Below are 13,714 nucleotides of genomic sequence, written 5' to 3' on the forward strand. Positions count from 1 at the left end.
TAGGCAGATCGGTAGGGTATCAGACTAGTTGGGATGCAGATGGCACAATGAAAGTAACCTTTAGTGAAAGACTGGCTGCCGGTACGTATGTGGCTATTCTGGTAGCAAAAGATGGATCTTCTTCTTCGCGATTTAAATTTGTGGTGCAGTAAGCTTTTGCTTAATCTTGTAAATAAAATTTCAAAAGGGGGCAGCAAAAAATGTTGCCCCCTTTTGTATTATGATAGTTATGAAATAGCTTTACAAATTATTGTTTTTTAAATCTATTTCTTAAGGTAGCTGGATGGTGCTTGAATTAATGATTCCTTAACTCAGTAATAGAATAAGGCAGCTTTATCTGCAATCAGTAATATAAAGATCTATTTCTTCTCTGATAAGCTTGATGAAATTAGATAATATTGATTCCGAGTTTATTGAATGAAAAAAATCTAAAAAAAATATCTTTAGAATAGAAGAAAAGTATATTCATTTACGTTTGCTCGTATAGAATACTACATGTATTTCTGAGTCAGATTACGCAATTGTTTCACAATGCACTAATCTAGTGTTTAATTACTTGATTTAAAGAATGACCAGCTTTTGTAGAAAAAAAGAATCCTATGGTAATGGTATAGGAGTAAAAATTTTTGTCCTGTGTTGGATGATTGTAAGTGTGATTGCCTTTGCTGCTTGTGAGTCACATTCACAAGAGAAACAAGCCCGACAGGATGCCTTACTAGTGGATAGCGTTTCTTTGTTGTTTAGCCCTGAAGATTCAGCTATAAAAGCCGCACAATTAGATACTTTCTTTCATAATCTGAATCAGAAACATGGATTCAATGGGACTGTTCTGGTCGCTCAATATGGGAAACCCATCTATAAAGGAGCTTTTGGATACAAAAATTTCTCTTCGCATGACACCCTTGCTCTGAATACTCCTTTCCAGTTAGCATCGGTTTCAAAGCAGTTTACTGCTGTTGCCATCATGCAGTTACAGGAAAAGGGCTTGTTGAGTTATGAAGACTCTATACAAAAGTTCTTTCCTGATTTTCCTTATCATGAGATTACCGTTCGATCTATGTTGACTCATCGTTCCGGACTTCCCAATTATATGTACGCCTTTGAAAAGATTATCCGGGATAAAAATAAACCTCTTACCAATGCAGAAGTAATTGACTTATTTATCAAGCATAAGCCTGGAATCTATTATTTGCCTAATAAGAAGTTTAACTACAGTAATACCGGGTATTTTTTACTGGCAGCTATTGTTGAGAAAATCACAGGTGAACGTTTCAAAGAGTATGTAGCAAAACATATTTTTGGACCAGCTGGAATGACTCATAGCTTTATCTTTGATGGTACAGACTCTGCAAAAGTAGCGAAGGCAGCTATCGGATATGTGGGAGGAAGATATATTCGACCTGTTACAGATAATTATTATTTAGAGGGTGTAACAGGTGACAAAGGAGTATATTCGACTGTAGAAGATATGTTTAAATGGGATCAGGCTCTGTATACTGGCAAAATACTTAAAACATGTACCCTTGAAGAAGCCTTTACTCCCAAACACTTTGATGTTAAAACGTATGCAAACTATGGCTTTGGATGGCGTACGTATTATGCGCCAGGTGGAGAACCACTAGTATTTCATGCTGGATGGTGGCATGGTTTTAAATCTTATTTTATGCGTAATCAGCGGGATCACAGCACCATTGTGATTCTGAGTAATAGAGCCTCTAATCATAGCTTGAGCCGGGTAAATGTAGTGCAGGCAATTTTATGGCCTAAAAGAGCCAACTTCTATCTGCATCGGGCTGACACAACCCAGCATACGACCGAATAATATTTTAGAGTGAGATTGAATCTTCTCATCTCACTCTACTTTTCTGCAAAGATTATCCGGCAGCACACATTGTTCCTCCAGCCAGGAAACATCCCAAACCAATCAGACAAAATATTTTTCCAACCTTTCTGCTGGGTTTGGGTATCAATAATATCAAGCCTATAAACAAGATAAAAGCTGCCAGTAGCAGAAAGAAGAAGCCCATACCAGCCATTTCACTGATATGAACCTCGGCAAAAATAAAGGCAGGTAGAATGCTTTTCATATGTGTGAAAAATATATATCGAATCGAAAATACAATCTTTTTTGGCATAGAGAATAATTTATCAAAACAATTTAGTGCTTTTTGGATTTGTATAGAATCTGATTGATGTCCGAACGATTGACTCACTCTATCAGGGACATTGATAACAATTTTATTCTATCACATGAAAATTGCAATTTTTTGGTTTCGGCGCGATCTGCGCCTGGAAGATAATGCCGGTTTCTCTGCTGCGCTGCAAAGTAAATATCCTGTATTGCCATTATTCATTTTTGATCAAACAATTCTCTCACAGCTTGAGGATCAGGATGATCCCCGTGTAACATTTATTTATGAGACAATTCAAAAAATGAGATCAGAGCTGGAAGCTGCTGGGAGTACATTGTTGGCTTACTATGGCAAACCTACTGACATATGGAAAAAGTTAATAACTGATTATGAGGTTGCAGAGGTTTATACCAATCATGATTATGAAACCTATGCGATACAACGGGATGATGAAATACAGACCATACTCAAAACACACAATATTCCGTTGAGGACATATAAAGATCAGGTGATCTTTGAAAAAAGAGAGGTTTTGAATGGAAGAAATGAACCCTATACAGTATTTACACCTTACAGCAAAAAGTGGAAAAGCCAGTTAACAGATAAAGATCTGGCTGCATATAACTGCAATCAGTATTTTACAAACTTATATGCTGGAAAGGTAGATGTATTACCCACTCTAGCAGATATGGGTTTTGTACGATCTCCACTGCATATTCCTTCTTCTGAAGTTGATGAAAATACAGTGGTTTCCTACGCAAAAAAAAGGGATTATCCAGCTTTGGACGCAACCACACATCTTGGAATACATTTACGATTTGGAACAGCAAGCATTCGGCAGTTGGTAACAAAAGCCAGACAGTGGAATGAAGTCTGGTTGAATGAATTAATATGGAGGGAGTTTTTTATGATGATACTGGCAAACTTTCCACAGGTGGAGAAACACGCTTTTAAGCCTGCCTATGATCGTATCCAATGGCGCAATAATCCTGACGAATTTCAAAAATGGTGTGATGGACAAACAGGTTATCCTATTGTAGATGCAGGTATGAGACAATTGAATGAAACAGGCTTTATGCACAACCGGGTACGAATGATCACAGCCAGCTTTTTAATAAAACATCTGTTGATTGACTGGCGTTGGGGAGAGGCTTACTTTGCCCGTAAGTTATTGGATTATGAATTAGCAAGTAATAATGGCAACTGGCAATGGGCTGCAGGTAGTGGATGTGATGCTGCTCCATATTTTCGGGTTTTTAATCCAGCATTACAAACACAAAAATTTGATAAGTCTCAGGCATATATCAAAAAGTGGGTGCCAGAGGTAGGAACTAAAGACTATCCTGATCCTATAGTAGAACATGAATCTGCCAGAGAGAGAGTTTTAAAAGCTTACAAAAAGGCTCTTCAAAGTTAAGTGTATGTTTCTCTGAAATGGACTATCTATTTCAGAGAAACAGCTACAATCTATAGTGTTTTCAATACTCGCTCTAGGTCTTCGGGCGTTTCTATACAGACACTTTCCATTTCTGTAAAAGCAACCTTGATACGATATCCATTTTCAATCCAGCGCAACTGTTCCAGCGATTCTGCCTTTTCTAAAGAAGATACAGGTAATTGAGTAATAGCCTTCAGAATATCAGTACGATAGGCATATAACCCTACATGTTTGTAAAATGTATGCTTATGAAGCCAGTTTTCAGTAGCTTCACCCCGAACAAAAGGAATAATGCTACGACTAAAATAAATAGCCTCCTGACGTGTGTTAATTACAACATGCGCTTCTCCAATATCTGTTAAGGTATGATAGTCTTCAATGGTCTTTATCAACGTAGATAACTCAGCTTCAGGAGATAATACAGATGTAAGTGTGTCAATTTGTGCGGGTTGAATAAATGGTTCATCCCCCTGAATATTTACGACAAAATCGTAGTGTCCACCAGTTTTCTGAAATGCTTCATAACAGCGATCCGTACCACTGGGATGCTCTTCAGCTGTCATCACAACCTCACCTCCAAAGTTTTGTACATGATTAAAAATCAATTCATTGTCTGTTGCCACAATTACTTTGGCTAACGATTCTGCTTTTTTAGCTTGTTCGTACACTCGTTGTACCATGGATTTACCAGCAATATCTGCCAGCATTTTTCCAGGAAAACGTGTAGATGCATAACGAGCCGGAATAATTCCAAGTATATTCATAACGTTTGGATAGAAATATGAGGCAGCAAAGATAGAAGGTTTTGTTTTTGGAAAAGATGTTTTTTGAACAGACTTGGTATATATTTGAACATTTGTAAGAATTTCTATTACTTTGGGGAGATAGATATCTACATTTACATGTATACCTACTTTATCCATGATACATCTTTCCCGATTATTCCATCTTAGTTTATTATTTCTTTTATTTAATTCCTGCACTCAACAAAAAGACTCCTTATCTGGGCAATCTGGTAATGACTGGCCTGAATATCTTGGAAATGCGGCCAGAAGCCACTACTCAACGCTTGAGCAGATTAATTTACAAAATGTAAACCAGTTGCAGGTTGCCTGGACATACCAGTCTGGAGGAAGGGATACAACCAATAACCAAACACAAATACAATGTAATCCGATAATCATAGATGGAATACTCTATGCTACTTCGCCTCGAATTGAGGTGTTTGCGTTGAATGCCGCTACAGGAAAGGAAATCTGGAAGTTTAGTGCGGCTGATTTTTGGGGTGGAAAAAATGCAAGTGCAGGAACAAACAGAGGCGTAACATACTGGAAGTCTGATTCGGATGATGATCAGCGAATCCTCTTTACCGCAGGTTCGTTTTTATTTGCCTTGGATGCCAGAACTGGGAAACCTATTGAAAGTTTCGGAGATAGTGGACGAGTGGATATGCGCGAAGAACTGGATTATGCTAAGAAAGATTTTTTCATTGTTTCCAATACACCCGGGGTAGTATACAAAGACTTTTTGATTATGGGTATGCGTTTGTCTGAAACAGCTGATGCTGCTCCAGGGCATGTACGAGCCTATAATATTCGGACTGGTAAACGGGAATGGATTTTTCATACGATTCCCCAACCCGGAGAATATGGATATGATACATGGGAGGATAAGGACTCCTGGACAAAGATAGGAGGCGCCAATTGCTGGACTGGTATGGCTGTAGATCAACAGCGAGGAATTGTGTTTGTTCCTACAGGGTCAGCAGCTTTTGATTTTTATGGCGGAAATAGGAAAGGACAAAATTTATTTGCCAACTGTTTGATTGCCTTGGATGCCAGAACTGGTAAACGAATATGGCATTTTCAGACTGTACATCATGATATATGGGATCGGGATTTGCCATCACCACCCAACCTGATTACAGTAACACAAAATGGTAAAAAGATCGATGCTGTAGCACAGACTACCAAATCCGGTTTTGTATTTTTGTTTGAACGGGAAACCGGACGACCTCTCTTTCCAATAGAAGAAAAGCCTGTACAGGAATCTACTATGTCCGGAGAAAAAGCCTGGCCTACACAACCCAGACCTGTAAAACCTCAACCATTTGCCAGACAATCATTTGAGGTCGCAGATGCAAACTCTTTCTCTACACAAAAAGATTCGTTGATTGCCAAGCTTAAAACTGTTAAAACAGGCGAGAATTTTATTCCACCCAGTCGTGAGGGTACTGTAATCTTGCCTGGATTTGATGGTGGTGCAGAATGGGGTGGGGCTGCGGCTGATCCTGATGGGATCTTATACATCAATTCCAATGAGATGCCCTGGATATTGCAAATGATAGATATTCCGACTGTTAATGCCAGTGACCCACATAGTGAGGCCAAGCAGTTATTTGCAACCAATTGTACCAGTTGTCATGGTGCAAACCGACAAGGAAATGGTGTATATCCATCCCTTATAGATGTAAAGAAACGACGTACAGAGACTTATGCACTTAATCTTCTGAAAACAGGAAAAGGATTTATGCCCGCATTTGCAGCTTTAAAGGATTCAGAACGTGAGGCATTAGTGAATTTTTTATTTGACAAGGTTCCTCAGCAGAAAGAACCGGGCTCATTAGCTGATATGCGTACATTAGGGGTACCTTATACTATTACCGGATACAATCGGTTTGTAGACAAGGATGGTTATCCTGCAATCAAGCCACCTTGGGGTACTTTGAATGCTATTGATATGAATACAGGTGAATACTTATGGAAAGTACCTTTGGGAGAATATACGAATTTGACAGCAAAAGGCATTGCTGTTACAGGTACAGAGAATTATGGCGGTCCTGTCGTAACCGCTGGCGGATTACTTTTTATCGCAGCAACGAAAGATGAAAAATTCAGGGCTTTTGATAAGAAAACAGGCAAGATAGTATGGGAGACTCAACTTCCTGCTGGTGGATATGCTACCCCCAGTACCTATGCCGTAAACGGAAAGCAATATGTGGTAATTGCTTGTGGTGGTGGAAAGATGAACACAAAGTCAGGAGATAGCTATGTAGCCTTTGCTTTACCTGAAAAATGAGAAGAAAATACTAAGGAATTAACTGTATACATAAAATATACACAGTTTAATGGAATTACAATTGCCACCTTATAAAGAGTATCCTATTGTAAGTAATGAAAGAATTTTGCTGAGACAGATTAAATCAGAAGAGATCAAAGATATTCTGGAGATTTCATTTTACGATGGTAAAAGGGCTTCAACTATAGAAGAAGCGTCTGCTATGCTACAAAAAATTGACGTTGATTATCAGGATGGTACTTCTATCCATTGGGGAATTTTTGATAAACTTACTACTATACTGGTAGGAACTTGTGGTTATTATCGTGGTTTTGCAGATGCAACAGGAGAACTGGGATGTATTTTAAGACCAGCATATTATGGAAAAGGGTATATGACTTCTGCACTTCAGTTGGCTATTGGGTTTGGAAAAGAACAGATGGGACTAAAGAAAATAATCGCTATTACAACCAAACATAATAATCCAGCATTGCACCTTTTGAATCGCCTAAGTTTTGTTAAGACACAAGACCTTATGGGTGATGACGTAGAATATGAGTTTATAATCCGGAAGTCTGATTAAAAGTTGTTCAATGAACCACAAAACTTGTTTCTGTTATTTTATGAGGGTATTTAAATTACTACTTGTATTTATAATCATTTTTTTACAAACACTCGGCGGATTTGCTCAGAACTTCTATCTCTTTATAGGAACATTTACAGGTCCTGCAGGAGGAGATGGAATACATGTATATCGTTTTGATAGCAAAGCAGGTACATTAACCAAAGTTAGTAATACGCAGAAACTTGTTAATCCATCCTATCTGACTGTCTCACCTGATGGTAAATTTGTGTATTCCTGTACTGAAAGCCGACTACCAGGATCAGGCAATGTGAGTTGTTTCGCCTTTAGTAAACAGACTGGTGTACTTACATTTGTGAATAAACAACCTTGCGGTGGCGATAATCCTGTGTATGTAGCTGAGCACAGTAGCCGGAAATGGTTAATTAGTGGTAGTTATACAGGAACCAGTATTACCGTATTTCCACTGGCAAACGATGGAAGTATTCTTCCTGCTGGCCAGATAATTCGTTATACTGACAGCACCATTGTAAATCAAAGAGACAATAAGTCTCATATTCATGCTACCGTTTTTGCTCCTGATGAAAAGTTTGTTTTTGTGCCTGATTTGGGTGCAGATAAGATCCGGTGTTTTTCTTTTGATGCTTTAGTTACTAAACCTTTACAGTTTGCATCAACACCTGCCACGTATGTTGTTCCAGGAAGTGGCCCAAGACATTTTGTTTTCCATCCCAATAAAAAGTTTGCCTATTGTGCTGAGGAATTGAGTGGAACGGTTGCTGCTTATACCTATACCAATGGAAAGCTTGATTCTATTCAACGCATCCTTGCTCATGAGGCAGCTACACCAAGCCCTTATGCCAGTGCAGACATTCATATTTCTCCAGATGGTCGTTTCCTATATGTTTCCAATCGGGCAAAAGAAAATACTATTGCTATTTTCAAAATTGATCAGAAGAGTGGTAAGCTTACAAGTATAGGATATGAGTCTACTTATGGAGAGCATCCCAGAAACTTTATGATTGATCCTACTGGAAGATACCTGTTAGTTGCGAATGAAATATCTAATTCGGTAGTTGTTCTAAAGAGAGATCGTAAAACAGGATTGTTAACTAAGACAAATACCACAATCAATATACCTGGGCCGTCCTGCCTGAAAATGTTGGCAGTCAATTAAGAAATTCTATAACAATAACAATAGAAGAAGCATTATATACTTTTGCTTTCCAGATTGTTTACAATATTTTCGCAAATAGTTCGTCTGTGTGGGAGTACTCTAACTAATCACTATAACTTCTTCACCTATTCTATACAATATTTGTTATAGCTGTATTGTTATCTTTTAGGAAAGGTTTACAAAAAGCAGAATTTTGCTATAAATGTTATAATTTTTTAGGAAGGGGATGGTTGTGTAAATGGTTGATAAGTAGATGGTTGTATTTGTTTGTTGAGTGTTAGAGAATAATGTGTGTATGCTGTTTTTGATTTTTATAGGGTTACCAATTATAGGAGTTTCCCATCAAGAGTTGTTCTATTGAAAAAACAGTTTTGCTATATATAATTTGAATAATTATGTGGTCATCCTTACTACAAAGACTCTTTAATATTGGTAAAGCCAAAGCCAATGATGCCCTGGATCATATAGAAGATCCTGTACAGATGATCAAGCTTGCTACTGTAGAGTTAGAGCAAGCTATTGGGAAAGCTACAAAGGCATTGGCAGTAGCTATGGCAAACCAGAAAAAGCTGGAGAAAGATCATGATCAGTTTAAGCTGGAAAGTATGAACTGGTATCAGAAAGCGGCCGCAGCTCTACAGTCCGGCAAAGAAGATCTGGCTCAAAAAGCGTTGACGCAAAAAGCGCTGGCAGATAAGAAAGAGGTTGAATACAAACTTTTGGCTGAGAATGCTGCTAAAATAGTGGGACAGTTACAAGAACAACTGGACGATTACAAACTTAAACTGGAAGAGTTAAAGACTCGTCAGTCTATCTATACAGCGAAAGCTGAAAGTGCCAAAGCTCAAAAACAGATCGCGGAATCTCTTAGTGGAGTAAATGGTTCTGCTTTGGCGAACATTGAGAAATACGAGAATACTATTAATCAGATGGAGGCTGAGGCCGAAAGCTTAACCCAACTGAATAGTGATAAAAATAAGTTGGAAAAAGAGTTTAAAGCACTGGAAAATACTATCAGTGTACAATCTGATCTGGATAAGCTGAAAGAAGAACTAGCGTTGAAGAGCAAACAAAAAGAAGAACAGAAAATTGTGGACATTCAGCAAAAGTTTGATGAGCTAAACCGGAGTACCAACACCAACCAGTTGAAGATCCAACCTACTCCTAAGGAAGACATCAACAAAAAAATCGACGACTTCTTTAATAAAAAGTAATCAGATTTCTGATAAAGAGATTGTTTACTTTTCGATCCTGACAAATTGTTCTGAATCATTTCAGATATAATTTGTCAGGAGTAGGAATACTATTTTCATTACAAACATCAAAATAAAAACTTTACATATCCAAACACACACTTAACTCACACACTTATGTCAATCAATCTGAAAAAAGGCGGTTCTATTAATCTGACCAAGCAAATGCCCAAACTGAACAAAGTTATGGTTGGATTGGGTTGGGAAATGTCTTCCTACACACTTGATTTGGATGCCTCAGTTTTTATACTGAGTGCGAACAACAGGCTGATCTCAGATGAATACTTTGTATTTTATAATAACCTGAAATCTCCAGATGGTTCTGTACAACATTTGGGTGATAACCGAAGTGGTTCTGCTGATGACGATGATGAAGTAATACTGGTAAATTTGGAAAATATCAACCCTGCTGCCGAAGATCTGGTAATCTGTGTTTCTATTCACGATGCCATCGCCCGTCGTCATAATTATGGCTTATTGAAAGATGCCTATATTCGTATTGTAGATGTCGATAATCAGAAAGAGATTGCTCGTTACGACCTGGATGCGAGCCATACTGGTGAGAATGCAGTAGTTTTTGGCCGCATTCGTAAGTCTGGTGGTGAGTGGCACTTTCATGCTGCATCTCAGGGAACTCAAAATGAGTTACAGGGATTGGTCGATATGTTTGCGTAAAGATCTTCATACAAGATAAGAGGTTGTAATTCTCTTTTACTTATTTGCATATTATATTTATTACAATGATCAATTTAAAGAAGAACTCACAAATCTCTCTGGAAAAAAACGGAGAAGATTTCAAACATATATGTATTGGCCTTGACTGGGGTGTAATCAATAAAAAATCTTTCTTTGGCCTTTTCAACGATAAAGAATCTGTCGATCTGGATGGATCTGTGACCATGTTTGATTCCAAAAAGAAAGAGAAGGATACGGTATATTATCGCAAGCTTGTGTCTAATGATAAAGCGATTCGCCACAGTGGCGATGATAGAGTAGGGGATAGTTCTGCCGATAACAAAGACAATGAAGTTATTTACATTGATCTGCAAAAGGTTTCTGTAGATGTAGATACGATCGTATTTTACCTAAACTCCTTCAAGCAACAGGATTTTTCAGATATTCCGTATTCAAAGATTAGAATTATAGAAGGTGAACATCATAATCCTAATAAGGTATTTGCCAGTTATGATTTGTCAGGAGATTCTTCATTCAAAGGATTTACCTCTATGGTAATGGCTAAAATGAATCGTGCCCCCGGTGGAAGATGGACCTTCACAGCCATTGGTGAACCTATAGAAGCCAAAGACATAGCCGGAACAATAAAAGTTATTCGGGAAAAATATCTGTAACTAGGAAAGATCATAAATATTTGAACACCTCAGAGAATAGTTTTAGTACTATAATCTGAGGTGTTTTTTTATGACCCATTCCCTCTCATTTTAGTAAGATGTATGGGAATGATGACAGAAATTGCCATACTTTGTGTAGTCAATTTATAAAAACAATGCAATTAACAATTACAGGCTATTCAACAGCTCTTTTTTCAACCTGGTATTTTATTGAAGAGCTTGGGATCTTATTTGATGCCGGAGATGGTGTTTCTTCAGGACTCCTGCAAAAAAGTCGTAAAATAGAGCATATCTTAATTTCACATGCAGATCGGGATCATTTAACAGGTTTGCTCCAACTCAATCAGTTAAATGCAAGACCAGGGTATCCTGTTATTTATTATCCGCAGAATAGTGGTTCATTCCCTCCACTGGAGGCATTCTCAAAGAAATTTGATCCACATGTGAATGGAACTCAATGGATTCCGACGAAAGAAGGTGTGGAGATTCGTATTCGGGAAGATATATTGGCTATTCCTGTTCAAAATGGTCATGTAGTGACGCAGGGAGAAGGGATCAAAAGTTTGAGTTACCATATTGTACAGACCAAACGAAAATTAAAACCAGAATTGGCAAAGCTATCAGGACAGGAAATAAAACGAATGGTAGAAGAGCTGGGAAAAGAAAATACAACAGTAGAAGTTCGCACTAATCTGATAAGCTATTCAGGTGATACTCCTGTCGAAGATCCCCAACGCTGGAAAGACACAAAGATCCTGATTCATGAAGCTACTTTTCTGGATGGAGAAGAAGACACTAAAATCCGTCCCCATAGTAATAAACATAGTACCTTGGAGGAGGTAATGGAGATGGTAGGGGCTAGTACTATTGAAACCCTGATTTTAGGACATTTTTCGTCACGTTATTCTGCAGAACAGATTGATCTGCGTATTAAACAACTATGTGAAAAGTATGCCATTACTATTCCTGTTTTTCGAGTATTGCCTGGAGAGATCAGTCGGAATATTCTAAATGGAGTACCTGTGAATCAGTAGCATTTGTCTATTTTGATATTCTTTATTTGCCTTTAAAAGCGTATTTGTTTTTGTAGATGTATATGTACAAATCTGTTCTTATTGTATTTTTTATTAGTTTATTAAGTGGGTGTGGTAATGATTCAACTGTAAAGGAAAGTAGCACTCCCAGTCCAGATACCACCCTTGTTTCTGATTCTATACTAATAGAAAGATATTTTGCCTGGCAAGATTCAATTGAGTATACAGATGATGATGATAACTACTATAAAAATACTATTAGAGACCATGAGAAAATACGCGATACAATATTGATTACTTACTATGCACAACAACTAGCAGACTCTCTGACAAAAAGAACAGGGCTTACTTTATCTCTTGAAGGATGGGCTAAATATCTTCATACTATTGATTTGAATGGGGATAATCAGTTGGATCTAATCTATGAAGGACAATCTGGAGGCGAACCATTTCTTACAGAATTTTTTCTGATAGATACTCTAGGGATTAAAAAGATATTTTCCGGTTATCAGGTTGTTACTAAAATGAATTTCAAGGAAGCTAAACTATCTTCATTCTCAATAATAAATCCTGGATGTTGTACTGATCCTGCTATCGTGGAATATTTTTATACAATAAAGTTTGATAGCTCGAAAGTGTCTTTGACGTTAGTAAATACTTTAGGTTATTTAAATCGTCTAGAAAAACCAACACAGAAACTAAGTGCTTCAGTTGCTTTTACTTTGAAAAAAATATCTAAGTTGAGGTGTGAGGCAGCTTCATTTGATGGATTTGAAAATCCAGTTTAGGGTAATGAAGGTAATTCTATAAGTTTATACTCAATAGGGAGTAAAGGAATAGTATATGGTAGTAAAAGATATCAGGACGAAGAATGGTTGTATGTATCTATGAATCCCGAATCCAAGCCAGTAAACAGTGAATTTCCTCAGTTTTTAGAGCAACCTACACAATTGTATGGATGGATTAGAAAGGAGGATACAGATTTGTACGCTGATTGATTCTGGATTGTTCTATCTGAATTTCTATATAATAATCAATACTTTTAGTCTGAATGCTTATCTACCTGAAAAATCAGCAAAAGAACTTTCCTGTATTATTGGAGACATTCAAAAGGGTCTCAGTAATGCCTTATGATAGGACTAGACTGGTAGAAAAAGTCTCGGAAATTGTCCTTACCGTAGATAGGAATATAGAGGAACTGAATCTACAGACTTTGTTTTCCTATAAAGTATTTCCTGAGAATATTCTGATAGCTTTGGGACAATGGGAGATAGAACATAGAGATATGCAGGTTGGAGACACCATTGTACAACAAGTATTTATACCACCTATACAAATATTTTCGCAGAAAGCTGTATTTGGTGTAAGGATAAGTGAGATAATTGATGAACCACAGCAGAAAGGCTTTAGTTATGAAACATTGGAGGGACATATAGAGAAAGGAATTTCGACATTTACTATTGAGCAAACCAATAAAGGTCTAGTCTTTAAGATACATACTTTCTCTGTCCCTGGAAACTGGTTTACCAGGTTAGTGGGTCCGGTTTTCGCAATTCCTTATCAGACGTACTGTACACAAGCTGCTTTAAAGAAAATCAAACATGATGTTAGTAATCGATTTATTTAAAAAAGTTTTTTCCTCTGGATTCAGTAGCTTGTTAACACAAAAGCCTCTTTATATAAAGAGGCTT

At 37.5% G+C, this 13,714-nt stretch carries 13 protein-coding genes; 11 read left to right on the top strand and 2 right to left on the bottom strand.

Annotated features, from left to right (window positions below; all coding sequences use genetic code 11):
* Positions 1-568: 568 nt before the first annotated feature.
* A complete protein-coding gene (locus QNI22_RS00005) occupies positions 569-1,822 on the top strand; it encodes a serine hydrolase domain-containing protein (RefSeq protein ID WP_314508524.1) in 1,254 nt (417 codons plus the stop codon).
* A gap of 52 nt (positions 1,823-1,874) precedes the next feature.
* Here the strand turns inward: QNI22_RS00005 and QNI22_RS00010 are convergent, their stop codons facing one another.
* Complete coding sequence (locus QNI22_RS00010; RefSeq protein WP_314508525.1) at positions 1,875-2,087, bottom strand: hypothetical protein; 213 nt, start codon at positions 2,085-2,087, stop codon at positions 1,875-1,877.
* A 163-nt stretch (positions 2,088-2,250) separates the two neighbouring features.
* Here QNI22_RS00010 and QNI22_RS00015 point away from each other — a divergent pair, with 163 nt between their 5' ends.
* Positions 2,251-3,549, top strand: coding sequence for a cryptochrome/photolyase family protein (locus QNI22_RS00015; RefSeq protein ID WP_314508526.1), 1,299 nt, complete (start codon positions 2,251-2,253; stop codon positions 3,547-3,549).
* A gap of 50 nt (positions 3,550-3,599) precedes the next feature.
* Here the strand turns inward: QNI22_RS00015 and kdsB are convergent, their stop codons facing one another.
* The gene (gene kdsB / locus QNI22_RS00020; protein ID WP_314508527.1) at positions 3,600-4,334 is read right to left on the bottom strand and encodes a 3-deoxy-manno-octulosonate cytidylyltransferase; all 735 of its coding nucleotides are present in this window, start codon (positions 4,332-4,334) and stop codon (positions 3,600-3,602) included.
* Between the two features lie 157 nt (positions 4,335-4,491).
* Between kdsB and QNI22_RS00025 the strand changes: the two genes are divergently transcribed.
* The 9 genes from QNI22_RS00025 to QNI22_RS00065 all read left to right on the top strand — a co-directional run bounded on the left by QNI22_RS00025 (position 4,492) and on the right by QNI22_RS00065 (position 13,650).
* Entirely contained in the window at positions 4,492-6,648 is a 2,157-nt protein-coding gene (locus tag QNI22_RS00025) for an outer membrane protein assembly factor BamB family protein (protein ID WP_314508528.1), read from the top strand.
* Positions 6,649-6,697: 49 nt separating this feature from the next.
* Entirely contained in the window at positions 6,698-7,210 is a 513-nt protein-coding gene (locus tag QNI22_RS00030) for a GNAT family N-acetyltransferase (RefSeq protein ID WP_314508529.1), read from the top strand.
* A 40-nt stretch (positions 7,211-7,250) separates the two neighbouring features.
* On the top strand, positions 7,251-8,387 hold the full coding sequence (locus tag QNI22_RS00035) for a lactonase family protein (protein ID WP_314508530.1): 1,137 nt from the start codon (positions 7,251-7,253) through the stop codon (positions 8,385-8,387).
* A gap of 395 nt (positions 8,388-8,782) precedes the next feature.
* Positions 8,783-9,601: a PspA/IM30 family protein gene (locus QNI22_RS00040; RefSeq protein WP_314508531.1), complete on the top strand. Its 819-nt coding sequence runs from the start codon at positions 8,783-8,785 to the stop codon at positions 9,599-9,601.
* Positions 9,602-9,757: 156 nt separating this feature from the next.
* Positions 9,758-10,315 carry a TerD family protein gene (locus QNI22_RS00045; RefSeq protein ID WP_314508532.1) on the top strand — a complete coding sequence of 186 codons (558 nt, stop codon included), beginning with the start codon at positions 9,758-9,760 and terminating at the stop codon, positions 10,313-10,315.
* A gap of 65 nt (positions 10,316-10,380) precedes the next feature.
* Positions 10,381-10,989, top strand: a complete 609-nt coding sequence (locus tag QNI22_RS00050) for a TerD family protein (RefSeq protein ID WP_314508533.1) — start codon at positions 10,381-10,383, stop codon at positions 10,987-10,989.
* 155 nt (positions 10,990-11,144) lie between these two features.
* Entirely contained in the window at positions 11,145-12,023 is an 879-nt protein-coding gene (locus QNI22_RS00055) for an MBL fold metallo-hydrolase (protein WP_314508534.1), read from the top strand.
* 62 nt (positions 12,024-12,085) lie between these two features.
* Positions 12,086-12,811: a hypothetical protein gene (locus QNI22_RS00060; protein WP_314508535.1), complete on the top strand. Its 726-nt coding sequence runs from the start codon at positions 12,086-12,088 to the stop codon at positions 12,809-12,811.
* Positions 12,812-13,074: 263 nt separating this feature from the next.
* Positions 13,075-13,650, top strand: a complete 576-nt coding sequence (locus QNI22_RS00065; protein ID WP_314508536.1) for a DUF1990 family protein — start codon at positions 13,075-13,077, stop codon at positions 13,648-13,650.
* The last annotated feature ends 64 nt before the right edge of the window (positions 13,651-13,714 follow it).

It is taken from the genome of Xanthocytophaga agilis (assembly GCF_030068605.1).
GTDB lineage: Bacteria > Bacteroidota > Bacteroidia > Cytophagales > 172606-1 > Xanthocytophaga > Xanthocytophaga agilis.

Coding starts and splice junctions, on each gene's coding strand:
- QNI22_RS00005 (WP_314508524.1), top strand. CDS start 569: ATGACCAGCTTTTGTAGAAAAAAAGAATCCTATGGTAATGGTATAGGA.
- QNI22_RS00010 (WP_314508525.1), bottom strand. CDS start 2,087: ATGAAAAGCATTCTACCTGCCTTTATTTTTGCCGAGGTTCATATCAGT.
- QNI22_RS00015 (WP_314508526.1), top strand. CDS start 2,251: ATGAAAATTGCAATTTTTTGGTTTCGGCGCGATCTGCGCCTGGAAGAT.
- kdsB (WP_314508527.1), bottom strand. CDS start 4,334: ATGAATATACTTGGAATTATTCCGGCTCGTTATGCATCTACACGTTTT.
- QNI22_RS00025 (WP_314508528.1), top strand. CDS start 4,492: ATGATACATCTTTCCCGATTATTCCATCTTAGTTTATTATTTCTTTTA.
- QNI22_RS00030 (WP_314508529.1), top strand. CDS start 6,698: ATGGAATTACAATTGCCACCTTATAAAGAGTATCCTATTGTAAGTAAT.
- QNI22_RS00035 (WP_314508530.1), top strand. CDS start 7,251: ATGAGGGTATTTAAATTACTACTTGTATTTATAATCATTTTTTTACAA.
- QNI22_RS00040 (WP_314508531.1), top strand. CDS start 8,783: ATGTGGTCATCCTTACTACAAAGACTCTTTAATATTGGTAAAGCCAAA.
- QNI22_RS00045 (WP_314508532.1), top strand. CDS start 9,758: ATGTCAATCAATCTGAAAAAAGGCGGTTCTATTAATCTGACCAAGCAA.
- QNI22_RS00050 (WP_314508533.1), top strand. CDS start 10,381: ATGATCAATTTAAAGAAGAACTCACAAATCTCTCTGGAAAAAAACGGA.
- QNI22_RS00055 (WP_314508534.1), top strand. CDS start 11,145: ATGCAATTAACAATTACAGGCTATTCAACAGCTCTTTTTTCAACCTGG.
- QNI22_RS00060 (WP_314508535.1), top strand. CDS start 12,086: ATGTACAAATCTGTTCTTATTGTATTTTTTATTAGTTTATTAAGTGGG.
- QNI22_RS00065 (WP_314508536.1), top strand. CDS start 13,075: ATGCTTATCTACCTGAAAAATCAGCAAAAGAACTTTCCTGTATTATTG.